At 30.4% G+C, this 25,092-nt stretch carries 27 protein-coding genes; 7 read left to right on the top strand and 20 right to left on the bottom strand.

All coding sequences use genetic code 11. The features are described 5' to 3' along the window. Positions 1 to 11 precede the first annotated feature (11 nt). The 10 genes from rpsG to BPP43_RS09265 form a co-directional block, all read right to left on the bottom strand. On the bottom strand, positions 12 to 482 hold the full coding sequence (gene rpsG, locus BPP43_RS09305) for a 30S ribosomal protein S7 (RefSeq protein ID WP_013243974.1): 471 nt from the start codon (positions 480 to 482) through the stop codon (positions 12 to 14). A 14-nt stretch (positions 483 to 496) separates the two neighbouring features. Beyond that, positions 497 to 871 carry a 30S ribosomal protein S12 gene (gene rpsL, locus BPP43_RS09300; protein WP_015274803.1) on the bottom strand — a complete coding sequence of 125 codons (375 nt, stop codon included), beginning with the start codon at positions 869 to 871 and terminating at the stop codon, positions 497 to 499. A 431-nt stretch (positions 872 to 1,302) separates the two neighbouring features. Continuing rightward, positions 1,303 to 1,758 carry an ATPase gene (locus BPP43_RS09295; protein ID WP_228369497.1) on the bottom strand — a complete coding sequence of 152 codons (456 nt, stop codon included), beginning with the start codon at positions 1,756 to 1,758 and terminating at the stop codon, positions 1,303 to 1,305. A gap of 80 nt (positions 1,759 to 1,838) precedes the next feature. After that, positions 1,839 to 3,698: a V-type ATP synthase subunit I gene (locus BPP43_RS09290; RefSeq protein ID WP_015274802.1), complete on the bottom strand. Its 1,860-nt coding sequence runs from the start codon at positions 3,696 to 3,698 to the stop codon at positions 1,839 to 1,841. Further along, positions 3,695 to 3,868, bottom strand: coding sequence for a V-type ATP synthase subunit D (locus BPP43_RS12390; RefSeq protein ID WP_252832308.1), 174 nt, complete (start codon positions 3,866 to 3,868; stop codon positions 3,695 to 3,697). The genes BPP43_RS09290 and BPP43_RS12390 overlap by 4 nt, the downstream gene beginning before the upstream one ends. Continuing rightward, positions 3,837 to 4,220, bottom strand: a complete 384-nt coding sequence (locus tag BPP43_RS12385; RefSeq protein ID WP_252832307.1) for a V-type ATP synthase subunit D — start codon at positions 4,218 to 4,220, stop codon at positions 3,837 to 3,839. Before BPP43_RS12385 ends, BPP43_RS12390 begins: the two co-directional genes overlap by 32 nt. Positions 4,221 to 4,313: 93 nt before the next feature. Continuing rightward, positions 4,314 to 5,639, bottom strand: a complete 1,326-nt coding sequence (locus tag BPP43_RS09280) for a V-type ATP synthase subunit B (protein WP_013243979.1) — start codon at positions 5,637 to 5,639, stop codon at positions 4,314 to 4,316. Further along, the gene (locus BPP43_RS09275; RefSeq protein ID WP_013243980.1) at positions 5,632 to 7,395 is read right to left on the bottom strand and encodes a V-type ATP synthase subunit A; all 1,764 of its coding nucleotides are present in this window, start codon (positions 7,393 to 7,395) and stop codon (positions 5,632 to 5,634) included. The genes BPP43_RS09280 and BPP43_RS09275 overlap by 8 nt, the downstream gene beginning before the upstream one ends. A gap of 25 nt (positions 7,396 to 7,420) precedes the next feature. Beyond that, positions 7,421 to 8,254, bottom strand: a complete 834-nt coding sequence (locus BPP43_RS09270; protein ID WP_014935267.1) for a DUF2764 family protein — start codon at positions 8,252 to 8,254, stop codon at positions 7,421 to 7,423. A gap of 11 nt (positions 8,255 to 8,265) precedes the next feature. Next, positions 8,266 to 8,880 (bottom strand): ATP synthase subunit E, encoded by a 615-nt coding sequence (locus BPP43_RS09265; protein WP_013243982.1) that lies wholly within the window; start codon positions 8,878 to 8,880, stop codon positions 8,266 to 8,268. Positions 8,881 to 9,617: 737 nt separating this feature from the next. On the opposite strand from BPP43_RS09265, the gene BPP43_RS12380 reads away from it, so the two are divergent. From BPP43_RS12380 to hpt, 5 genes are all read left to right on the top strand, one after another. Further along, the gene (locus BPP43_RS12380; RefSeq protein WP_015274800.1) at positions 9,618 to 9,809 is read left to right on the top strand and encodes a MaoC/PaaZ C-terminal domain-containing protein; all 192 of its coding nucleotides are present in this window, start codon (positions 9,618 to 9,620) and stop codon (positions 9,807 to 9,809) included. Positions 9,810 to 9,936: 127 nt separating this feature from the next. Continuing rightward, the gene (locus tag BPP43_RS09255) at positions 9,937 to 11,082 is read left to right on the top strand and encodes an acyl-CoA dehydrogenase (RefSeq protein WP_014933920.1); all 1,146 of its coding nucleotides are present in this window, start codon (positions 9,937 to 9,939) and stop codon (positions 11,080 to 11,082) included. Positions 11,083 to 11,119: 37 nt separating this feature from the next. Next, positions 11,120 to 11,905, top strand: coding sequence for an electron transfer flavoprotein subunit beta/FixA family protein (locus BPP43_RS09250; RefSeq protein WP_013243985.1), 786 nt, complete (start codon positions 11,120 to 11,122; stop codon positions 11,903 to 11,905). A 38-nt stretch (positions 11,906 to 11,943) separates the two neighbouring features. Further along, on the top strand, positions 11,944 to 12,963 hold the full coding sequence (locus tag BPP43_RS09245; protein WP_014933921.1) for an electron transfer flavoprotein subunit alpha/FixB family protein: 1,020 nt from the start codon (positions 11,944 to 11,946) through the stop codon (positions 12,961 to 12,963). A gap of 228 nt (positions 12,964 to 13,191) precedes the next feature. Continuing rightward, a complete protein-coding gene (gene hpt / locus BPP43_RS09240; RefSeq protein WP_013243987.1) occupies positions 13,192 to 13,716 on the top strand; it encodes a hypoxanthine phosphoribosyltransferase in 525 nt (174 codons plus the stop codon). 440 nt (positions 13,717 to 14,156) lie between these two features. On the opposite strand, the gene BPP43_RS09235 is transcribed toward hpt, so the two are convergent. The 3 genes from BPP43_RS09235 to ispG form a co-directional block, all read right to left on the bottom strand. After that, positions 14,157 to 15,074, bottom strand: a complete 918-nt coding sequence (locus tag BPP43_RS09235; RefSeq protein ID WP_014933922.1) for an energy transducer TonB family protein — start codon at positions 15,072 to 15,074, stop codon at positions 14,157 to 14,159. 441 nt (positions 15,075 to 15,515) lie between these two features. Continuing rightward, positions 15,516 to 16,529 (bottom strand): FAD:protein FMN transferase, encoded by a 1,014-nt coding sequence (locus BPP43_RS09230; protein WP_015274799.1) that lies wholly within the window; start codon positions 16,527 to 16,529, stop codon positions 15,516 to 15,518. 225 nt (positions 16,530 to 16,754) lie between these two features. Next, positions 16,755 to 17,789, bottom strand: coding sequence for a flavodoxin-dependent (E)-4-hydroxy-3-methylbut-2-enyl-diphosphate synthase (ispG, locus tag BPP43_RS09225; RefSeq protein WP_014933924.1), 1,035 nt, complete (start codon positions 17,787 to 17,789; stop codon positions 16,755 to 16,757). Between the two features lie 200 nt (positions 17,790 to 17,989). On the opposite strand from ispG, the gene BPP43_RS09220 reads away from it, so the two are divergent. Next, positions 17,990 to 18,565: a CarD family transcriptional regulator gene (locus BPP43_RS09220; protein WP_013243991.1), complete on the top strand. Its 576-nt coding sequence runs from the start codon at positions 17,990 to 17,992 to the stop codon at positions 18,563 to 18,565. 94 nt (positions 18,566 to 18,659) lie between these two features. Then, positions 18,660 to 19,667, top strand: coding sequence for a PIN/TRAM domain-containing protein (locus BPP43_RS09215; RefSeq protein ID WP_013243992.1), 1,008 nt, complete (start codon positions 18,660 to 18,662; stop codon positions 19,665 to 19,667). Between the two features lie 139 nt (positions 19,668 to 19,806). On the opposite strand, the gene mreD is transcribed toward BPP43_RS09215, so the two are convergent. From mreD to BPP43_RS09180, 7 genes are read right to left on the bottom strand one after another with little or no spacing between them, the layout of a single operon-like run. Then, positions 19,807 to 20,346 (bottom strand): rod shape-determining protein MreD, encoded by a 540-nt coding sequence (gene mreD, locus BPP43_RS09210; RefSeq protein ID WP_013243993.1) that lies wholly within the window; start codon positions 20,344 to 20,346, stop codon positions 19,807 to 19,809. Beyond that, positions 20,343 to 21,221, bottom strand: coding sequence for a rod shape-determining protein MreC (gene mreC / locus BPP43_RS09205; protein WP_373367254.1), 879 nt, complete (start codon positions 21,219 to 21,221; stop codon positions 20,343 to 20,345). Before mreC ends, mreD begins: the two co-directional genes overlap by 4 nt. Before the next feature lie 12 nt (positions 21,222 to 21,233). Beyond that, complete coding sequence (locus tag BPP43_RS09200) at positions 21,234 to 22,259, bottom strand: rod shape-determining protein (protein ID WP_014933928.1); 1,026 nt, start codon at positions 22,257 to 22,259, stop codon at positions 21,234 to 21,236. Positions 22,260 to 22,264: 5 nt separating this feature from the next. Next, the gene (locus BPP43_RS09195; protein ID WP_015274797.1) at positions 22,265 to 23,203 is read right to left on the bottom strand and encodes a tetratricopeptide repeat protein; all 939 of its coding nucleotides are present in this window, start codon (positions 23,201 to 23,203) and stop codon (positions 22,265 to 22,267) included. 8 nt (positions 23,204 to 23,211) lie between these two features. Further along, positions 23,212 to 23,613, bottom strand: a complete 402-nt coding sequence (locus tag BPP43_RS09190; RefSeq protein WP_013243997.1) for a bactofilin family protein — start codon at positions 23,611 to 23,613, stop codon at positions 23,212 to 23,214. After that, entirely contained in the window at positions 23,613 to 24,443 is an 831-nt protein-coding gene (locus tag BPP43_RS09185) for a CheR family methyltransferase (protein ID WP_013243998.1), read from the bottom strand. Before BPP43_RS09185 ends, BPP43_RS09190 begins: the two co-directional genes overlap by 1 nt. Before the next feature lie 23 nt (positions 24,444 to 24,466). Beyond that, a complete protein-coding gene (locus BPP43_RS09180; protein ID WP_013243999.1) occupies positions 24,467 to 24,883 on the bottom strand; it encodes a response regulator in 417 nt (138 codons plus the stop codon). Positions 24,884 to 25,092 lie beyond the last annotated feature (209 nt).

Here is a 25,092-nt window from a genome sequence, read left to right as displayed (position 1 = left end):
CTCCTTAAACCTTACCACCTAAAGTGTGCAAATGCTTTGTTACCTTCAGCCATTCTATGTACTGTATCTCTCTTAGCAACTGCTTGACCTTTACCTTCTATTGCATCAGCTATCTCATTTGATAAACGCTCTATCATGCTTCTTCCGCCTCTTTTTCTTGAAGCATCTATAAGCCATGTGAAAGCTAATGAGTTTTGTCTGTCTGGTCTAACTTCAACAGGTACTTGATAAGTAGAACCGCCAACTCTTCTTGATTTTACTTCTACTTGTGGTTTTATGTTGTTAATAGCTTCATTGAAAGCTTCTAAACCATCTTTTCCTGTTTTCTCTTTTACCAAATCCATAGCTTTATAAAAAATGTTTTCAGCTTTACTTTTTTTGCCGTCATACATTAATTTGTTTATAAACTTACTTATAACAACACTGCCATAAATTGGGTCAGCATTTATCTTTCTTGTTTGTGCTCTTCTTCTTCTTGCCATATTAATTCACTCCATTAAGCCTTAGGTTTTTTAGTACCATATTTACTTCTAGACTTCATTCTCTTCTCTACACCAGAAGCTTCACGGCTTCCTCTAACTATGTGATAACGACAACCAGGTAAGTCTTTAACCCTTCCGCCTCTTATAAGTACACGGTTGTGTTCTTGTAATGTATGGTCTATACCAGGAATATATGCTGTTACTTCCATACCGTTTGTTATTCTTACACGAGCTATTTTACGCATAGCTGAGTTAGGTTTTTTTGGTGTAGTTGTTGTTACACGAGTACAAACACCTTCTCTTTGCGGACATTTCATTAACGCAGGTGATTTAGTCTTATTTACTATACGTTTACGACCTTTTCTTACTAATTGATTAATTGTAGGCATACAATACAAAACCTCTAATCTTTATTTTTTTTATTTTTACCCTTTATTAAAAAGGATTTATATATATTAAAATTTTATCTTCAAACGAAACAGCTTATAACAGCCGAGCTTTTATAGTATTTATTCACATAAACATGAAGAAATCCAATACTATACGCTTTAATCGCTTCTCTGAAAGTTAGAAAATTATAAACCAACAAAATAAAAAAATCAATAGCATTTTTAACATTTTTAATCTTTTTTTTAATAAATTTCAAAAACAATTACATATTTATATAAAAACTAAACTTAGTAATTTATGAAAATATGCTATTTATCTAAATATTTTATATAATTTTTTCTTATATACTTATATAAATAAAAAAATCCGTAAGAGCCTAATTACAACTCCTACGGATTTTATTTATTTCACTTTTATTAATCAATAATTATTAAGCACCTAAAACACCGCTGATTAAGAATGCTGTAGCGAAAGAAACGATAGCGTAAAGTTCTGGGAATACAGCAACGATGATAGTGTTACCAAATACATCATAACCATTACCTATAGCTTCAACACCGTTAGCACAAACTTTACCTTGGAATATAGCTGAAACCATACAAGCTAAACCAACAGCAATACCAGCACCTAATATAGCAGCACCTTGGAAGATAGTGATGTCAGCAGTCAAATAAGGTTGCATAATGAAGAAAGCAGCAAAACCATAAAGACCTTGTGTACCAGGCAAAGCACTTAAAACAAGACAGCTACCAAATGCATCTTTATTTTTTTTCAAAGCTCCAACAGTAGTCATAGCAGAAATAGAAGTACCAACCGCACTACCAATACCAGACATACCTACCATTATACCCGCTCCTATATATCCTAATAAAAGCGCTGTGTTCATTGTAAAACCCATAATTAAAATCTCCTTTTTTAGATTATTTTCTTTTTTAATTATTAAATATTTATATATAAAAAAACTAATTAAGCTACCTTTTTAAGTGGCTTATATTCTTTACCGCCGCCCTCAAAACCAACGTTATTGTAGAACTCTACAAATGTTAATCTCAAAGGGTGTACCAAAGCACCAAGTATGTTTAATGCGAATATTGCAATGTGTCCAAATACTAAGAACACAACCATTATAACAACACCAACACCCGGTATAGCTTTGAAACTCATACCTATTTGGTTTATTACTAATGCCAATATAGAACCAGAAGCACCTAATGCAAACAAACGTATATAAGAAAGTGTATCACCCATTATACCAGTTGCCGCAAAATAAACACCAAGTATAGAGTTTAATACATCTGGCTTTTTACCAACATTAGAAAGTATTACTAAAAATACCAAACCAACAATCATAGCTACATAATATATAGAGCTAAATTGTTTGATAACTTGCATCTTTTGCATATCGCCCAAGAACCATAAAACAAGGCTTGGTATAAATAAAAGTTTACCAATAGCTCCAAATATATCACCTATAGAACTAGTTTTTATTCTGTCTATAACACCAACTACTAAAGCAAAACATATATGAAGTACACCTATAAGTAATGCTGTATTAAATGGAGTTAAGAACCAATTTTCTTTAATGTCTGTAATTATTAAATACTTACTTAAAGTAGCAAATATAGGTATTTGAGTATTTGAAGGTATGCTTACACCAAAGAAACTTCCTCCATTTATAACACCCATAATAGTAGTACATATTCCAAGTGTTAAAGCAAGTATACCAATACCTCTTAATTGTCCTTTTAACACAGTAAATAATCCTACCAAAGCTACTATAGTTAATACTATACCATAACCAGAGTCCCCAAAACAATAAGCGAAAAATAACGGATAGAAAACTGCTATCATAGGAGTTAAATCTATCTCGAAATAATTAGGCAATTGGAACAATTTTGTAATAAGCTCATAAGCAGAAGAATACTTATTGTTTTTAAGCTCAACAGGTACATTATCATCTTTTGTAGGCTCTTCCATTATGTAAGCTATTTTTTCTCTGTCTAGTACTGTTTTTACCTCAGACTCTTTGTCTTTAGGTACATAAGCTTCAACATAAAGTATCTTGCCTTCAGTAACTTCACTAGCTACAAAACTCTCTTTAGCCTCTTCAAAATGATTCTGTATATTAAGACTATCAACTTCTTTATTAATAGCTTCTATATATACCTGATTTTTTATTATATCATTTTCAATATCTTCTATTCTTTTATCAAGTTCAGATATTTGAGTTTTTAATTCATCATAAGATTTATTAGGCATATTGATAATGTCAAAAGGAATAACCTCTTCGCTGCCCTCTTTCTTGAAAGCAACAAAATAAACCTTACCAGCCTCTTCTTTTACAGCATAAGTAAATATCTCTCCAAAATTATAAGCTTGATACTCTTTTATAGGAGCATTAAAAAATGATACATCATAAGAAGTCTTTTCTTTTAAGTTATTAATCTTATCAAAACTAAAACTTCCAAAAGGAGCTATAATAGATAATTCTTTTTTAAGGTTATCTCTTTCAGCTTTTAATTTATCAGAAGATTGAGATAACTGTAAAACATTGTCTATTACATCAGATGCTTTTTTGCTAGTGTCAGCTGCTTTTAGGCTAGATACATCTTTTTTAGCTTTTTTAGCATCAGACAAAGCATTATTTATAATAGTTTTAGCTCTATTAGCATCATTCTTTTGAGCTGCAATGTTTTCTATATTTTCACTAGAAACACCATTAGCAATTTCTATATGTACAACTCCAAGAGAAGCTAAATCATTTAGAGTTTTTTCCCTATCCTCATGAAAGACAAAGAGAGAGAGTTTCTTCATTTTTCTAATCATAAAGACGCCTCCTTAGCTCTGTTTCTTTCTTTTACTATCTTTTGAGAAGACTTACTTAAATTTTCTTCATCTTCCATATACCTTTTAATTTTGATTATAGCTGTTTTATACTCAGGAATTTGTACTTTCTCATAAAGGTTAACTTTCTGAGTAGTTTTTTTCCTTAGCATAAGCCAAAGCATTAAGTCTATTTTCTGTCATTTCAATTTTTATTTGTAATGTCATAAGTAGCTCAAACATATTAATGGCAAGCCTAATCCAAGAAGGCATATTAAACATGCTGACATTTTCAATATCAAAATCTATACCTGTTAATATAGAAACTTTAACACCGGCAATATTTTTTTGCTCAGAGTTTACATTTCTAATCTTAACAATCTCAGGAAACTCAGTCCAAAAACCATTATAGTTTTGATTTTGTTTCACAAGTTTTTGATACTCATCTTTAAGTAATTCAATCTCAGCGGTAATCTTTCTCACCTCAAGACGAAGTGCTGCCTCTTTACTTTTCAAAGTAGGCAAAGCTTTCTCACGAATAGAAAGCTGGCGTCTTAGGTTTTGAAGAGCCGTTTTATTGTATTGAAACTTTAATGCCATATTTTTTAACCTACTTTATTAATTATTTGTCCATTTACCGTATTGTTCTACCAAAGATTCTTTTATACCAACTTCTGCTTTACTAAAGTATTTGGACATTAATTCCCAGCCTGTTTCTAACATTTCATCAATTTTAATGTTAATGTCTATTGCTAATAATCTTTCAGAATATTCAGCAGCATATTTCAAACATCTTTCATCATATTCAGTTAAGTCGAAACCGTTTTCTTTTTTCATTTTAGCATTAGCAGCATCTGAATAAAGACGAACCAAAGTGTTCATTACAGCAGGGTGGTCTTCTCTAGTTTTCTTACCTATAACCAACTGTTTCAAACGTGAAAGACTTCTGAATGGGTCGATGATTGTTTTACCTATATCAGAGTCACGTCTTAAATAAAGCTGACCTTCAGTGATGTAACCAGTGTTGTCTGGTACAGCGTGAGTAATATCACCTTCGTTAAGAGTAGTAACAGCGATAATAGTAATAGAACCGCCATCAGGGAACTGAGCTGCTTTTTCATATATTTTAGCAAGGTCAGAATATAATGAACCAGGCATAGAGTCTTTAGAAGGAATCTGGTCCATTTTGTTTGATACTATAGCTAAAGCGTCAGCATAAAGAGTCATGTCTGTAAGAAGAACAAGAACTTTTTGCTTATGCTCAACTGCGAAATATTCTGCAGCTGTACAAGCCATATCAGGTATCAAAAGTCTTTCTACTGGAGGGTCATCAGTAGTGTTGATGAAACATATAATTTTATCTAATGCTCCAGCTTCAGTAAATGTATTTTTAAATGATAAGTAGTCATCGTTAGAAAGTCCCATACCGCCAAGGATAATCTTGTCAGCTTCAGCTCTCAAAGCAACCTGTGCAAGTACTGCGTTATAAGGTTGGTCTGGGTCTGCGAAGAATGGGATTTTTTGTCCTGTAACAAGTGTGTTGTTAAGGTCAATACCAGCAATACCAGTAGCAATAAGTTCAGAAGGCTGTTTTCTTCTAACAGGGTTTACAGAAGGTCCTCCGATTTCTACCTCTTTACCTTCAACTTCAGCACCTCCGTCAATAGGCTCACCATAAGCATTAAAGAATCTTCCTGCAAGAAGTTCGCTTACTTTAAGTCTAGGAGGTCTGCCTAAAAATACAACTTCAGCGTTTGTAGGTATACCTTCAGTACCTTGGAAAACCTGAAGCGTAACAATATCTCCAATCATTTTTACAACCTGAGCAGGTCTGCCAGCTACTAGAGCCATCTCATCGTTACCAACATTTTCTGCTCTTAAAGATACAGTTGCTTTAGTAATTTGTACTAATTTTGTATATACTTTTTGAAATGCTTTAGGCATGTGTTATACTCCTTTCAGCAAATATTGATTCCATCTCAGCTGTGTATTTTTTATGTTCTTCAGACTGATATACAGAATAGTTCATCTGTTTGAATGCGTTAATAAGTCTTTTGAAATAAGTACCTACTTCGCTATAATCATCAAATCTGTAATCAGCTTCTACAACTTTCATAACTTGATTTAATAATTCTTTTTGTCTCTCTATTGGGCAGTTTTTATCTACTTTATCGAAAGCATCTTGCTGTAAGATAACGAAGTCTATAAGCTCAGCTTTCCATAAACGCTGATGGTATTCAAGAGGTACTGCGTCGTCACCCAAAATGCTTATCTGGTCGCTTGCTTCCTGACCTCTTCTAGCTATATCTTTTGCTCTAATAACTTTCTCAGACCAGCCTTTTTCTATATAAGTGTCTGAAAACTCTACGAACTCTGGATATTCTATGTATTTAGAATAAGAATCTAATGGGTCAACAGCAGGATATCTTTTACTGTCAGCACGTTTTTGTGATAATGCGTAGAAACATCTAGCTGCTTTACGAGTAGATTCTGTTACAGGCTCTTTCAAGTTACCGCCTGCAGGTGATACTGTACCTATGAATGTAATAGAACCAGTCTCTCCGTTATTTAAGTATACGAAACCTGCTCTAGCATAGAAACTAGAAATAATAGCAGGCAAGTCGATAGGGAACGCATCTGGTCCAGGTAATTCTTCAAGTCTGTTAGACATCTCTCTCAAAGCTTGTGCCCAACGAGAAGTAGAGTCAGCAAGAAGAAGAACTTTAAGTCCCATTGACCTATAATATTCAGCTACTGTCATACCTACATAAACTGAAGCTTCACGAGCAGCAACAGGCATGTTTGAAGTGTTACAGATGATTGTAGTTCTTTCCATCAAGCTTCTTCCAGTTCTAGGGTCTATAAGCTCTGGGAACTCTGTAAATATTTCTACTACCTCATTAGCTCTCTCACCGCAAGCTGTCATTATAATCAAGTCAGCGTTTGCGTTAGTAGCCAAAGCGTGCTGTAATACTGTTTTACCTGCACCGAATGGTCCTGGAATAAATCCTGTACCGCCTTCAGTGATAGGGTTAAATGTATCTATAGTTCTAACACCAGTTTCTAACAATTTGAATGGTCTTGGTTTTTCTTTGTAAGCTTTAATAGTAAGTTTTACAGGCCAAGTTTGTACCATTGTTACATTGACTTTTTCGCCTTTAGAATCTTTTATAACAGCAAGAGTATCTTCTAAAGCATAATTTCCAGCAGAAACTACACTTTCAACAACACCTTTACCTTCAAATTTGAAAGGAACCATTATTTTATGGTCAATCCAACCCTCTTTAACAGCACCAATCCAATCTCCTGCCTCAACTTCATCACCAACTTTAGCTATAGGTGTAAAGTCGTATCTAGCATCTTTATCTTCAGTAAGGTTGTTATATTTACCTCTCTCTAAGAATACACCTTTTAATTTATCAAGGTCATTTTGAAGTCCGTCAAAGTTTTTACCTAAAAGTCCAGGTCCTAATTCAATCTCTAACATTGAACCAGTAAACTCTACGGCATCGCCTAATTTCATTCCCCTTGTAGATTCAAATACCTGAGCACTAGCACTAGTACCTGATATTTTAATAACCTCTGCCATTAGTTTGGCTTCCCCGCAAGATACAAAACATATCTCGTTTTGTGAAACAGGTCCGTCTACCTCTATTGAAATTAGGTTTGATATAATAGCAGTTACTTTACCTTTAGTCATTTCAATCTCCTAATTAATTTACATTTTATAATGACGCTTTGCTTTTTAATGTTTCTACAAGCGTCTCTAAATGTTTCTTACCTTCCTCTTCATCTCTTCCGTTGATACTAACGGCATAGTTAAGATTTATATAATAAGCAAAAATATTATCTGTTGTGAAAGATTTTATAGATGTTAACTTATCCAAAAACTCCCCTACCAAAGAACATTCTATATTTTCCATATTATATGGATCAGCTTTATCTGATGAGTTAAATGTCTCTATAATAGTGTTAATATAAGGTATCTCCCTACCTACACCAAAATCGGAAGCTGTAGATTTGCTTAATGCAGATATTAAAGAATAATCTCCTATAAGCTCTTTAGCTATCTTGTCGCCATTAAAACCTAAAGCTCTTCCATTTAAAGCTGCTAAAACATTCTTCATGTCTCTCATAAATAATGCATAATTCTTTATGAAATTATTGCCACTATTTATCATTTCTTCATAATACAAATTCAATAAACTATTTTCTATATGCCTAACACTTTCCCATTCAACATTCTTATTATCTTCTAAAAATTTGCTCATATAAGTAGGTAAATTAGAGATATTACTGTATTTTTGTATCTCTTCTTTGCTAAATATACAAGGCTCTAAATGCTTTGTATAAGGGCTAAATAAACCCTTTTGTTTTGCTATAGCATTTACTAAATTTTTATTGTCATTTTGATAAATAAGATATTTAAAAAACTTAGCATCTTTAGCACTTAAACTAGATAATATGCTTTGAGTAATTTCATTAATATCATACTTAGCCTTAGCATCAGATAATTTCACTTCGGGAAGACCTGAGATAAGATAATAATATGATCCCATACTCGCCCCTCTTATTTACTAAATATTACTTCTTCTGTTTTAGCTTTGATATAATCACTGAAGAACTCTACAAAATCCTCATCTGTAAATTGTAATTGATAATTGCCATTATTTGGTACTATTTTGAAACCGTTTGATAATTTCTTATCAAAATTAATAGTAGCATTATTAATAGCTGATTTTATAGACTTCTCAAATGCAGCATCTATATCTGCTTTTTTTGATTCTGGGAAATATACTGTTACATCAGAGTTACCTGAAGCTATATCCCATTTTTTTACTACCTCTAAAATTAAATCTTTTAAGAATGCAGTATCAGCAAAAGCTCCTTTTAAGCCTTCTTCCAATACTTTAGAGGTTACTAAATCTTTTACTCTTTGCTTTAAAGCACTTATTGACTGCTCACCTGCCATACGAACATCAGTTATGGTGTTCTTTTTTAGCTCTTCTGATTTTCTTTGAGCTTCTTTGATGATTTCTTCTGATTTTGATTCTGCTTCTTTAATAATTCTATCTGCTTCATTTTTAGCATTAGAAATTATTTCATCAGCTTTCTTATTAGATTTTTCAACACCGTCTTGATATATACGTTCTAGAAGAGAGTCAAGTTTTTTATCTTCAGCCATGATATCTCCTTAACTTATAAATTATGTAATTATAAACATTATACGATATTAAACTATTTTAAGCAATTATGAAAAAAAATGCAAGCAAAATATAAATTTTAAAACAATCTACATATATATTTAAATAACACTATTTTTTAATACATAATAATTAAGTAATTATTAAATACAATATATTTTATTCAAATACATTTTTAGGTCAAATATTAAACAAAAAGTTATTTTTATCACATTATGAATTGATTTTTAGAAAAAAATCCACTATAATTAACATATAGTTAATTTAATTATTTTTTAAAAGATGTTCTCTTACTAGTATAACAAATTAAGCATAAGACAAATTAAGTATAGTATTTAAAGTTCTTGCTCTTAATAAAGAACAAGTTTTATAAAATCTTATACTAATATATGGAATATATAAACAATAGTTATAATTTGTATTATACTTATTAGATTTGTTGTTGTATGATATAAAACATTAAATCGTATTGGCAAAATATGTAAAAGTATTTTTGGCCAATATTTTTTTTAATCTTTAATTTATATTTTACACTAATAAGATATTTTTTAAAAAATAAAAAATAATTAGGAGAGATTATTATGAAATTTGAAGAGTTAAAAGTTGGAATGAAGGCTGAAGTTTCCAAAACTATAACTAAAACCAATGAATTCTATATTACAGGATTACACTTAACACAAATTAAGCCCACTTAAACGAAGTTCATGCACAGCAAACTATGTTCAAGCATAGAATAGCTAATGGAATGCTTACCGCTAAACTTATATCGGAAGTATTAGGAACAAAACTTCCAGGAGAAGGAACTATTTATATGGGACAAGAATTAAAATTCTTAGCTCCAGTATATTTCGGAGATACAATTACAGCTACTGCTGAAATTATAGAACTTATCCCTGAAAAAACAGAGTAATACTTTCAACTACTTGTACTAATCAAGATGGAAAAGTAGTTTTAAGCGGAAAAGCAACTGTAATGAAACAATGAAAAAATTAATTATATATTAAAAAATTGATAAAGTAATTATCAGGAGGACTAGAATGGAATTTAATTTGTCTAAAACACATGAACTTTTCAGACAAATGATTAGAGAATTTGCTGAAAAAGAGGTAAAACCTTTAGCAACAGAAGTTGACGAGGAAGAGAGATTCCCTGTTGAAACTGTTAAGAAAATGGCTGAAATTGGACTTATGGGTATACCTATTCCTAAAGAATATGGCGGAGCTGGCGGAGATAACTTAATGTACGCTATGGCTGTTGAAGAATTATCAAGAGTTTGCGGTACTACTGGTGTTATTCTTTCTGCTCATACTTCTCTTGGAACTTGGCCTATATTACAATTCGGTACAGACGCTCAAAAACAAAAATATGTTCCTAAAATGGCTAGCGGTGAATGGCTTGGAGCATTCGGACTTACAGAGCCAAATGCAGGTACAGATGCTGCAGGTCAGCAAACTACTGCTGTACTAGATGAAGCTACTCAGGAATGGGTAATTAATGGTTCTAAAATCTTCATAACAAATTCTGGATATGCTGATGTATATGTAATATTTGCTATGACAGATAAATCACAAGGTTTAAAAGGAATTTCTTCATTTATAGTAGAAAAAGACACTCCAGGATTTACTGTTGGTAAAAAAGAGAAAAAATTAGGTATAAGAGGTTCTGCTACTTGCGAATTAATATTTGAAAATGCAAGAATACCTAAAGAAAACCTATTAGGAGAATTAGGAAAAGGATTTAAAATTGCTATGATGACTCTTGACGGAGGAAGAATAGGAATTGCTTCTCAGGCATTAGGAATTGCACAAGGAGCTCTTGATGAAACTGTAGCTTATGTAAAAGAAAGAAAACAGTTCGGAAGAACAATAGCTAATTTCCAAAATACTCAATTCCAATTAGCTAACCTTGAAGTAAAAGTAGAAGCTGCTAGACTTTTAGTTTACAAAGCAGCTTGGAGAGAAAGCAATCATCTTCCATATTCAGTAGATGCAGCAAGAGCTAAGCTATTTGCTTCTGAAACTGCAATGGAAGTTACAACTAAAGCCGTTCAGCTTCATGGCGGATATGGATATACTAGAGAATATCCTGTTGAAAGAATGATGAGAGATGCAAAAATCACAGAAATTTATGAAGGTACATCAGAAGTTCAAAGAATGGTAATAGCAGGAAACCTTTTAAAATAATCCAATTAGTAAATAAAACATTTATGGAGGAATAGAAATGAAAATAGTAGTTTGTATAAAACAGGTTCCAGATACAACTGAAATTAAACTAGACCCTGTAAAAGGTACATTAATAAGAGATGGAGTTCCTAGTATAATGAACCCTGATGATAAAGGCGGATTAGAAGAGGCTCTAAAATTAAAAGATAAATATGGTGCTCATGTAACTGTAGTAACTATGGGACCTCCTCAAGCTGAAGCTATATTAAGAGAAGCTTATGCTATGGGAGCTGACAGAGCTATACTTATAACAGATAGAAAATTCGGCGGTGCTGATACTTTAGCTACTTCCAACACATTAGCTGCTGCTTTAAGAACTTTAGAATATGATATTATTATTTCGGGAAGACAAGCTATAGACGGCGATACTGCTCAAGTTGGTCCTCAAATTGCTGAGCATTTACAAATACCTCAAGTTTCTTATGCTAAAGAAATTCAATACAATGAAGCTGATAAATCATTAACTATAAAAAGAGTAATAGAAGATGGATATTACTTGCTAAACGTTCAATTACCAGCTTTAGTAACAGTATTATCAGAAGCTAATAGCCCTAGATACATGAGAGTTAAAGGAATTGTTGAAGCTTATGATAAAGAAGTTGAAATTTGGTCTTCTGAAACTATAAAAATTGACCCTTCTTTAATAGGTCTTACTGGCTCTCCTACAAAAGTAAAAAAATCATTTACTAAAGGAGCTAAACAAGCTGGTAAAGTATTTGAAGTGGATACAAAAGAAGCTGTTAATATCATAATTGAAAAATTAAAAGAAAAATTTGTTATTTAATTTTAATTAACAAAGAACCTTATAAAAGGAGATAGATAATGAATTTAAGTGATTATAAAGGAATATTAGTATTTGCTGAGCAAAGAGACTGTGTAATTCAAAATGTAGGTTTAGAATTAATAGGAGAGGCAAAAAAACTTGCAGCTAAATTAAATGTAACTGTTACAGCAGCTTTGATAGGATATAAAGTAGAAGGTTTAGCTCAAAATTTGATTGAGTATGGTGCTGATAAAGTTGTAGTTGTTGATAATGAACTATTAAAACAATATGATACAGAAGCTTATGCTCAGGCATTAAAAGCAATAATAGATGATAAAAAACCTGAAATAGTATTATTAGGTGCAACTACTTTGGGAAGAGATTTAGCTCCTAGAGTATCTTCAAGACTTGCTACAGGGCTTACTGCTGACTGTACAAAACTAGAAATAGATGATGAGACAAAAGTTTTCGGAATGACAAGACCTGCATTCGGCGGAAACTTAATGGCTACTATTGTTTGTCCTAATCATAGACCTCAAATGGCTACTGTAAGACCTGGCGTAATGCAAAAACTTCCTAAAGAAGAAGGAAAGAAAGGTGAAATTGAAGTATTGCCTGTAACAATAGATACTTCCAAAATAAAAGTAAAAATCTTAGATGTAGTAAAAGAAACTGCTAAAAAGGTTGATATTACAGAAGCTAAAATATTGGTATCTGGTGGTAGAGGTGTAGGTTCTAAAGAAAACTTTAAAAATCTTGAGGCTGTAGCTTCTAAAATTGGTGCAACTGTTTCTGCTTCAAGGGCTGCTGTAGATGCTGGATTTATAGAGCAATCTAGACAAGTAGGTCAAACAGGTAAAACAGTAAGACCTAATATATATTTCGCTTGCGGTATATCTGGTGCTATTCAGCATATGGCTGGTATGGAAGAATCTGAATATATTATTGCTATAAACAAAGATAAAGATGCTCCTATGTTTGGAATCGCTGATTTGGGTATAGTAGGTGATGTAAACAAAGTACTTCCTCTATTAGCTGAAGAGTTAGCTAAAGCAATAGAGGCTAAAAAAGCTAATTAATTCAACTTAAACTTTTAATTAAAAAAACAAAGCCAATAGATAGAATAAACTTTTTTATCTATTGGCTATTTTTAATAATATAATTAATTTCAATTTTTATTAAAACTTCATATACATACTATAAAAAATTATAATTAATATGTTATAATATATTTTTAATTTAATTATTATCTATATACGATAATATATAACACAAAATTATTAATAAAAGATTTTAAGGAATAATTTATGAGAAAAGATGAGAATATATCAAAGATACTTATATCTGAAGAGAATATAAATAAAAAAGTTAAAGAATTAGCACAAAAAATAAACAATGATTATAAAGATAAAACTCCTTGTTTAATAGGGCTTCTTAAGGGTTCTTTTGTATTTATTGCAGATTTAGCAAGAGAAATTGATACTAATATAGAGGTTGATTTTATGATAGTATCTAGTTATGGAAATGAGAAGATAGGCTCTGAAATTAAAATACTTAAAGATGTTGATATACCTTTAACAGGCAAAGATGTTATTATAGTAGAAGATATTATTGACACAGGATACACTTTAGAGAAAATTTGCGAAATATTACAAACTAGAAATGTTGCTTCGCTTAAAATATGTACACTTCTTAATAAGCCTTCAAGAAGAAAAGTTGATATAAAAATTGATTATAATGGTTTTGATATAGAAGATGAGTTTGTTGTAGGATACGGCATTGACTATGCACAGAAATATAGAAACTTACCTTATATTGGAGTTGTAGAATAATAATATAAAAGTTATTATCTACCTACCGCACGCAGAGTAAATTTTATAATTATAACAAATTTATAATTCTCATTTTATTATATATTAAAACGTATTAACCGTGCGTTTAGTGTATTTTAAATCTAATTAAAACTTGGGCGGGGGCAAAAATATAATTTAAACCTTTGAATGTAATTAAACATTTAAATAAAAATGAGTTATCAATACTAAAGGGTGGGGTACGTAAGTAAAATTCAATTTTTTTGTTGTTCTTTTTCCCGCCGCTCGCACCCATACCCACAGGTACTTCTTACGGTCGCAGGCACTTCCTTCGGTTGCGGTGCGTACTTCGTCAAAAGAACCAAAAAGTGCAAGTTAAGAAAGTAATACTAATTATGTTTTACATACTAAATATTAAAACAATATAAATATTTATTTAGAAATAAATTTTAAAAAAATTATCACTCTCTGCTGAAATTTTGATATATGAACTTAAAAGGTATATATATTTTGCCATTTTCTGCATAATCTCGAACCAAACCTTGTGGAGGAGGCTTTAACTTTTTGGCATATTCTATAGCCTTTGAGCATGAATTATCCAAACTGCTTTGACCTAATTTTGAATTGCTTAAGAATTTCTCAAAAATAATATTTCCGTCTAAATCTATAGATATAAGCACCTCTACCTCATCACTTCTTAAAAGACCCAAAAAATGTGCCTGATTAGGAATAGTTAAATACCAAGAATCTCTTATAGAGCCAACTAAAGTGTAAAAATACCAAAAATATTCCTGTGCCTTTGTACCAAGCTGTATGCTTCCTGTTTCACTAGATAAAACTACCGCCCTATCTGCTCCGTCTTCAAATGATGCTGGTATTTTTGTATCTCCTTTAAGACCTGGATTTTTTGGCTTATAAGGAACTACATCTTCCCTGCTTATATCATTACCTAAATCTTTTTGCTTTTGTAAATTGTTATTATTGTTTGGATTTATATTATCGCGTCTTTCAACTATTGGACTATTGGCACCGTCACCCAAAAAAGAAAACACAGAAGCATCTGAAAATACTTTTGAAGGTTTTACATCTATCTGTCCTCTTGATACTAATGACTTATCTGAAGCAAATGGTGTATCTTCATTATTTTCCTCTTCTTCTACATCTGGAGTCTCTACCAAAAACATATAATCATCTTTTTTATTCTTTTCTTCTTCTAATAGTTTTTCTAATTTATCATTATACGCAAACAAAGATTCCATTATATAAGTATTTACCAAACTCAATACAAATATATGAAGTATAAATGAAACTATTACTGCGAATATAGTATCTTTCTTTTTAACTATTATAGTTTTTAATTTACCTAAAAAATCTTTCATAATATGTTTTTATAATAAAAAAGCTATATGTTCAATTATAAATTAAAACTCTAAAAATTTGAATATAGTCAAATGGTTTAATAAACTAATAATTATATTTCATTATATAAGTTTTTATTTTATTCAACTTTTTCCCGCGTACGAGCTGTACCACCTTTCCGCACGGTAATACTTTGCTTTAATTATAACCTCTTAGGCGTGCGGGGGAGGGCATTTTAATGTACAATTAAATTATAAAATTTATAATAAAAATGCAGTTCTTCGCGAAGCGTATCCGAAGGATATAATGTTCTTTTATACCAATACCGAGTAGGTGCCTTGCCGCAGGCACGCAGAGCGTCGGCAAAAGAACTGGGGGCGTGTACCCTAAGGGCACACTTCGCAGGGGGCAAAGCCACCACAAATAATAAACTCAAAAATTTTTAATATATAACAAAATTATCAAAAACTCTCGTTCGTTGCTATATATAAGTCTCCATTAGAATCAACTATATAAGCTTCTCTATAATTATAATTCTCATTAGTGAAAAAATTAGTGCCCATAAGAAAAGCTGTTGTAGATAAAGCATCAGCCTCTTCTGCATTGGTGTGTACAATAGTAGCTGACATTGCATTATAAGTTGGATAACCTATTTTTGCATCTATTATATGATGATAATTAGTGCCGTTTTCTGTAAAAAATCTCTCATAATCTCCGCTTGTTACTATAGTATAATTTGTAGCTTGTATTAAACCTAAATATCCATCTTCATCGTTTCTAGGATTTCTTATTGCTATCACCCAAGGATTACCTTTAGAGTTTACACCATTAGCATAAGTGTCTCCGCCGTAATCTATTAAATAGTTTTTTATATTATAATTTTTAAACACATCTATAAGTTTAGTAACAATATAACCCTTTCCATAAGAGCCAAAATCAAAAGTTAAATTATCCCTAAGCTCTATAAACTTTTTTCCATTGTTTGTAATAATGCTTACCTTTGAATAATCTATTTTCTTTAATGCACTTTCAATCTCTTCTCTCTTTGGAACAGTTTGATTTTCTTTAACACCAAATCCCCAAAGCTCAATTAACGGCCTCACACTTATATCAAAAGAAGGATTTATCTTAGAATATCTTAATCCTGTTTCAAATAAATGTGCCATATCTTCAGAAACTTCTATTCTTAGAACATCTTCTTTATTTTCTAAACTTTTTTTATTTATAATTGCTATTTCACTATTTGTATTATACGGATTTAATATATTATCCATTCTGTTAATTTCATTCGTTATAGAAGCAACTAAATCATACATTTTCTTTTCTGTAGTTTGAGCTGTGATGTTTAATATAGTATCGCTTATCGCTATTGTTGTAGATATATACTTTTCTTTATTTTTATAAACAAAAATTGTAGCAATTAATGCCGCTACTACAACTAAAATTAATAGATAATATTTTTTCTTTGATGTCATAAAATCTTCTCTCTAAAATAATTATTCTTATTAATAAACTTATTAAATTATAATATAGTTAAACAACCATGTTTTGTCAAAAACTAAATTTTTTATTTTAATTATTGCAGGGCTTTGCCACCTGCGAAGCGAGCTTGTAGGGTAAAAACTTTGACGAAGTCCGCAAAGCGAAGGCATGAAAAAGTTGAATAAAATAAAAATTATATGACAAAATATAATTACATACTAAAACTCTTCTATCTTCTTTGTGATAAAACTTATAATATTTTCTTTTGATACCTTTATAGGCTCATTATCTTTTTCAAAATATATAAAGTTTCCGTCTGCACTTCCTGCCACGCCAAAATCTGCATGCTTAGCCTCTCCAGGTCCATTAACCACACAGCCCATTATAGCAATAGTGATATTTTTCTTTATATTTTGTACATGCTTTTCTATAAAGCTAGCAACCTCCTCAACATTCACCTGACATCTTCCGCAAGTAGGACATGATATTATCTCAACAGTAGGCTCTTTTCTTAAACCCAAAAACTTAAGAAGCATCTTTCCTGCCATTACTTCTTCAACAGGGTCCCCTGTAATAGAATATCTTATAGTGTCCCCTATTCCTTGCATAAGTAAATACGATAAAGCACTAGTACTTTTAATTAAAGAACTTCTTAATGTACCCGCCTCCGTAACACCTAAATGTATAGGATAATCAAATTTCTCTCTAAATAATGTATTTGCCTCTATTGTTGTTTTGATATCAGATGCTTTTAATGATACTTTTATATTTGTAAAGTTTAAGTCTTCCATTAGTTTTATATGCTCAGAAGCACTTTTTACCATATTTTGAGCATTTACTTCTTTATATATAGCCCTATCCAAGCTTCCGCCATTAACACCAACTCTTATAGTTAAATCTCTTTGCTTTGCCTCTTTTATCACCTCTTTTACCTTATCTTTATCTTTTATATTACCAGGATTAAGCCTCAAAGCATCAATACCGCTTTTCATACTCTCTAGAGCAAGCCTATAATCAAAATGTATATCCGCTATTAAAGGAAGTTTAGTTTGTTTTTTTATCTCTTTTATAGCTTGAGCTGCTTCCATATCAAGTACAGCAAGCCTTACAATATCAACACCCGCCTCTTCAAGAGATTTTAATTGATTAACAGTTTCTTTAACATTTCTAGTATCAGTATTTGTCATAGATTGTATGCTAACAGGATTTCCGCCTCCTATTAGTATATTTCCAATCTTTACTATTTTACTCATCATTATCCTCATAATAAATTTATAAATATAATACCGATTTTATATCTAATAAAAAAATTGTCAAAGTATTTTTATATAGTATTGGGGTTAGTTTATTTTTTCCTTGATTTTTTGCTTTTTTAGTATATAATACTTCTAGATATTTTTTAAATTAGTATAATAAATTACTAGAATAAATAAAGGCTTATTTAAAAAGAATTATGTATAAAGTAAATAGTTATGTTGTTTACCCTATGTATGGAATATGTAAAGTCATAGGTATAGCAGATAATAAAGTAAATTCTTCCGTTGTAGAATGCTATGTACTTGAATGTGAAGGTGAAAACATCACATTAAAAGTTCCTATAAATAGAGTTAAAGAATATCGTATACGTAAGATAATATCTAAAGCAGAAGCTGAAAATTTTTTGAACCTACTACAAACTAAACCTCATGATATAGAAAATAATTGGAAAATTCGTTATCAAGAAAATGAAGAAAAATTAAGAAGCGGTGAAATTAAAGATACTATAGAAGTGGCAAGAAGTTTGTTTACTAGAAATAAATTAAAAGAATTATCTGCAAGCGAAAAACGTTTGTATGAAAAAGCATATATGTTTATAGTAAATGAAATTAGTATAGCATTAAAAAAAGATAGAGACCAAATTGAAGATATAGTGTCTAATGCATTAGAAAAATCAGCTAAAAAGTTTAAAACTAAACCTGCTGAAAAAGAACTTATTAAACCAACTAAAGCTGCTGCTAAGCCTGCCAAAAAAAAGAAAAAAGAAGAGTGAAATATTTATTAATTTATTCTATTTGAAACTAATAAAAAAATATAAAAACATAAAAATAACTCGAGCTCTTTTTAGTTTTTAAGGAGAAACTGTTATGTGGAGAATAATTTATTTTGCTTGTTCTATTTTAGCACTTATATTTGATTATATTTATAATAAACTTTTTAATATAAATACTATTATATTTTTTGTTGTAAGTTCTATTTTTATAATATTATTGGATTTATTTTTTATAAGAAAAAAATCTTCAAAAACAACTTTAGTCATTTTTGTATCATTTGTTCTTACAATAATAACTGTAATACTTACTTTAAATGTTATAAATATAATAGGCATAAATTTATCATTAAACAACAAGCTTATAATACTATTTATTGAAGGATATTTGACTTTCTCTATAATATCATCATTGATACCAAATATATCAAATATGCTCAAACTTACAAAAACTGATAAAATAAAAACAGCTAAAATATTAGATACTTCTGTAATAGTAGACGGAAGAGTATATGATATAGCAGAGAAAAAATTCTTTGACGGACTTTTAATACTTCCAGAGTTTGTAATAAAAGAAATACAATTTTTAAGTGATTCAAGAGACCCTCAAAAAAGAATAAGAGGAAGAAGAGCTTTAGAAATATTAAATAAAATGAAATCTTCAAAAAATATATTACTTTCTGTAACAGATGTAGATTTTCCAAACATCAAGGAAGTAGATTTAAAACTCATAGAGCTTGCCAAAAAAATGGACGCTAAAGTAATTACTAATGACTTTAACTTGATGAAGGTGGCTTCTATTCATGGAGTTGATATATTAAATATTAATGATTTAGCTAATTGTTTGCAAGTAGTTGTGCTTCCTGGAGAGACCATAAAGATAGATTTGATAAGAGAAGGAAAAGATAAACAGGCATTAGGTTATTTAGAAGACGGCACTATGATAGTTGTAGATAATGCCAAACATTTAATAGGCAAAAGTGTTGATATAGAAATAGACAATGTGCTTCCTAAAGAGGCTGGAAGAGTAATATTTGCTTCTTTGGTAAGTAAACAAAATAATCAGCAAAACAATAAGAAAAAACAAAATAGAGAGCATAAATAATTTTTAATTAATTTTATAACTTTCTTTTATAGATATATTTTTTAAGAAACACCAAATAAAATACATTTATATATTTAATTATTGAAAAAAGCTGATAATAATTAATAAAAATATATTTGTTTATATATAATTAAAAAAATCAATCTTCGTAAGTTTTGGTGCTATCATCTACATGTATTTTGTTTTTGTCATACACTATAGGAGCAATCTTTTCAAATAGTATAAATAACGGTGAAGAAAGTATTACTGTGAGAGGAAGACCTATAAATAACTCTGAACGCATAAGCACAGCAACACTTGATAAATCTGCATATATTGCCATTACAAAAAATAATGCAATAATCTTTATTAAATATCCAATTAAAGTAACAAATATACCCGCAGCAATTTGCTTAATAAATATTCTGCTGTTAAAGAAACCAACAACCAAACCAATATTAAGAAATATTATAGCATAAGAACCAAATGTAGAGCTAGAAACAATATCTTGCATTATTCCTATAAAAAAGCCGTATATTATTCCTTCAAAAGAACCATATCTAAATGACAAAAATACTAAAAATATAAGAAGCAAATCAGGCTTAGCACCCAATGTTATTCTAATCAAATCATAAGCAGGAGAAGATTGTATTATTAAAAGGATTAATGAACTTATTATAACAGTTATTGCTCTTTTCATTTATTTGTAACTTCACCCTCTTCATATTCTTCATTAGCAAGCATAATAATTTCTCTGTCTGGAATCTTTTTTATCACATACACATTCTCTAAAGTTGAAAAATCTACTATAGGCTCAATATACAAATCGTGAAATAGTCCATAATTCTTTTTCTCAACTTTAAACACATTTCCAACCAATATTCCGCTTGGGAAAACTCCGCCCATTCCGCTAGTATAAACTTTTTCTCCCTCTTCAACATCAATCTGCAAATCAATATATTGTAAATGTGTTTGAGTGGAACGAGGATTCTGCCCGCTCATAATACCAGTAGCCTTAGAACTATCAAGCATAACAGATATTTGAGACCTTTCATCTATAAGAGATAAAACTCTGCTGTTATATTTTCTCACTTCCACAACCTTACCAACAAGCCCCTTATATCCATTTTTATATGATATAACAGGCATACCCACAACAATACCATGAGCCCTTCCTTTGTTAATCACTATAGTGTTGTAGAAGTTTTGAGGGTCTTTTGAAACTATCTCAGCATACTCTAATGGGTACTCATCTGTTGGAGCTTCATTTAATAATGCTCTTAACCTTGAGTTCTCCTGACGAAGCTGTTCATATTCTAAAGCTGTGCCGTTTAATTCTGCTATTCTATCTCTAAGTACTTGAAGCTGACTTTGAAGTGTAAATATATCTGTAACGCTTGTGTAAAGATAAACAAAAGCCTTTGATATATTTTGTGTAGCACTCTGTATTGGGTATACACCGAGTGCATATATAGAACGCAAATCAAAAACAAAATTACTCCTATTAAGCACCATAAATATTGACGCTATAAGGCTAAGCGTAATATAAAGTATAAGTAATTTGTGTTTTAATATATTATTCACTTTTTAAGAAAATCTTCTATAATTTTTTAAATTTCTAGTCTCTTCTATAAACTTACCGCATCCAATAGCCACACAAGTAAGAGGACTCTCAGCAAGTATAACAGGAACCCCAGTCTCTATAGATATTAAATCTGTAAAACCAGGAAGTAAAGAAGTTCCTCCACTCATAACAATACCTCTCTCAACAATATCAGCAGCTATCTCTGGAGGTGTCTGATTAAGTACATATTTTACAGCCTCTAATATCTCAAGCAATATATCAGATATAGCATCTTTTACTTCAGCACTATTGATAGTTAAAGTTTTAGGAAGACCAGATACAGAGTCTCTTCCTCTTATATCCATAGTCTTAGATATATCACCCTTATAAGCATGACCAATATTAATCTTAATCTCTTCAGCAGTTTTTTCACCAATATATAAGTTGTGAGTTCTTTGCATATATTTAATAATAGCATCATCAAGCTCATCACCGCCCACACGTATAGAAGCACTGCGCACCATACTTCCAAGTGAAAGTACAGCAACCTCAGTAGTACCTCCTCCTATCTCTATAATCATATTACCATGAGGCTCATTGATAGGCATATCAGCACCAATTGCAGCAGCCCTTGCTTGCTCTATTAAAAATATAGTTCTAGCTCCAGCCTGCTCGCAGCTTTCACGTACAGCACGCCTCTCAACTTCTGTAATGCCTGTAGGAATACCTATAGCAATTCTAGGTTTTACCAAAGTTTTTTTATTGTGAACTTTATTGATAAAATATCTTATCATCTTTTCAACAGTTTCAAAATCTGCAATAACCCCGTCTCTCATAGGTCTAATAGCAGCTATAGAATTTGGCACTTTACCAAGCATTCTTTTAGCCTCATTACCAACAGCTATAACATTACCAGTGCTTTTCTCTATAGCAACTACAGAAGGCTCTGCTAAAACAATCCCCTCTCCCTTAACATAAACTAAAGTGTTTGCAGTACCTAAATCTATTCCCATATCACTTGAGAACATATTATACAACCAACTAAACATATATACTATAATCTCCTTAATGCGTCCCTAGCGGGTTTATAGTTATTATCTATTTTTAATGCTTCTCTAAACATAGCAATTGCTTCGTTTATCCGCTTTGTTTTTCTAAATAATTCCCCTATACTATAATATAAATCCGGATTTTTGTCATCTAATAATAGTGCTTTTTTGTAAAAAAATTCGCTTTCTTTATATAATCCTTGTCTGTAATATAAATCACCAAGCTTAGAATATGATTTAGCTTCAAGCTTATAATCATTATTAAACTTACCGTCTATATAGGAAAGTATTTGTATTGCTTTAGTGTAATTTTTGTTTCCTTCATAAGCAACAGCAAGTTCATAATATAATTCTAAGTTTAAAAACTCTTTGTTATTTTCTGTATCTCTTTTTATAGCATATTCTAAATTCTCTATTGCCTCTTCGTAATATCCAATTCTGTAACATATCTTAGCAAGCTCTATAACAGTAGATACTCTATTATCGCCATTTTTTATAGCCTCTAAATAAGAATTATAAGCATCTATATAATAAGAACTTCCAAGCCTCTGAAATCCATAAGCTAATCTCTGATATATTATATATTTATTTTTGATAAACTTTGATGTTAATAACATCTGCTTTGCATATTTAGTAATATTTTCGCTTGCTGTTGTAATAATATCTTTATCTGTGGTTATTAGAAGAATATTATAATACAAATCAATTCCTGCCATTAATATGTTTTTATTTAAAGGCTTTCTGCTGTAAAGGTCTTTAAATATAAAAGAAGCATTATCATAATCTTCTAAGGCTATATAATCATAAATATATCTAATTCTTTTTCTTTCTATATAATTTGAAATAAATAAATAAGAGAGTACTGCAGTTACAACAATACCCGCCAAAGTTGCAATAATGATTTTTGCATTAATCTTTCTTTCAACATCATATAAATAAGGCATATTATATATTATTGATTATTATTTGAAGAGTTATATAAATTAAGTATAGTTTCTCTAGGGTTAGTTTTAGGATCAGGCGATACTATACAAACTCCTTCAAGTATAACACCATTTTGTATAATAAGCTCAGGAGTGCGAATCTCGCCAAGAACTCTGCTTGTAGGCATAAGCATTACTCTATTTTTTGCCTCAATATTTCCTATTACTATTCCTTCAATAATAGCTGAATTAGTTTTTATATTAGATTTTACCTTTCCGCTGTTTCCTACAGTAAGGCTGTCAACTTCAAGATTATCTCCCTCATAACAACCATCTATCCTTAAACTGCCATTAAGTGTAAACTCACCTCTAAAATATGAACCTTCACCTATTATAGAATTTGATTCTGATATTTCATTTTTTCTAAACATTAAAATACCTCCTCACTTTTGGTATATACAATCGAATTATCTATATTATTAAATTTAAATTTCGTATCAAGCCCAAATAAAGACTCGCTATGACCTATAAATAAAAATCCATGTTTATTTAATATATCATAAAATCTATTAACAGTCAATTTAACAGATTCATTATCAAAATATATAAGTACATTCCTGCAAAAAACTATATCTATATTCAAATATCTATTATTAGGAGTAATAAGATTATGATACTCAAAACTAACCATATCTTTTATATAATCTTTTACTTTATATTTGCCATTTGGCATTTCATCAAAATATTTATTTAAATACTCATCGCTTATATTAGCAACTTTATCTTTATCATACACCCCCATCTTTGCAACCTCTAAAGATTGCATGGAAATATCTGTTGCATATATTTTAACTTTTTCCGGATAAATTTTTGATGTTTCTAAACAAGTCATTGCTATAGAATAAGGCTCCTCTCCTGTAGAACAGCCTGAACTCCATATATATATAGGTTCTGAATATTTTTTATTGTTCAATACTATAGGCAAAACTTTATTTTTTAATAAATTAAAATTACTCTCTGTTCTAAAAAATTTAGTAAGATTTGTAGTTATATTATCTAAAAACAGCTTCAGTTCCTGTTTATCAGTAGAAATAAGATGAAAATAGTCTCCTACATTAAAAATATTTCTCTCTTTCATAGAAGACTCTATTCTAGATTCTAGTATTACCTGATTAATGAGATTAAAACGTATACCGCTTTTATTATATATAAACTCCTTGAATAATTCTAAGTATTCTTCAGTTAAACCATTATTACTCAAATTAATAATACCGTATTTTTAAATCATTTCTTATCTAGAACCATTTTTATACGCTCTAGAACTTTCTTTCTATCCAAAGGTTTAGTAATATAATTTTTAGCACCAGCAAGAAGTGCCTTTTTAACCATATCCTCTTTACCTAAAGCACTAACCATAACAACTTTAGCATTTTTATCAAACTCTATTATTTTAGTAAGAGCTGTAATACCGTCCATTTTAGGCATAGTAATATCCATAGTAACAACATCAGGCTTTAACTCTTTATACATCATTACGCCCTCTTCTCCGTTTTCTGCTGTTCCTACTACACTATACTGCTCTGATACCAATATTTGCTGTAATTGTTTCACTACAAATGCTGAATCATCTACTAATAAAACTCTAAAAGATTTACCAAACTCATTTATACCATCTGCCACTTTTTTATTTATATCAGACATATTATATTACTCCTTAAACTCTAAAAAATATTATCGTATTAGAAATTCTTATAATTTAGTGTAAATTTATAAAATTCTACTAGTATGTATTATTATATATACGTCTATTTTATCAAAATAATAATTTTTTGCAAGTAAAGATTTAAATTACATTATTATTTTTAATGAAAATATTGACAACTTCTTTAAAAAACATATAATTTCCGCTA

It is taken from the genome of Brachyspira pilosicoli P43/6/78, from assembly GCF_000325665.1.
GTDB lineage: Bacteria > Spirochaetota > Brachyspiria > Brachyspirales > Brachyspiraceae > Brachyspira > Brachyspira pilosicoli.
This window is presented reverse-complemented; position numbering and strand designations above follow the sequence as displayed.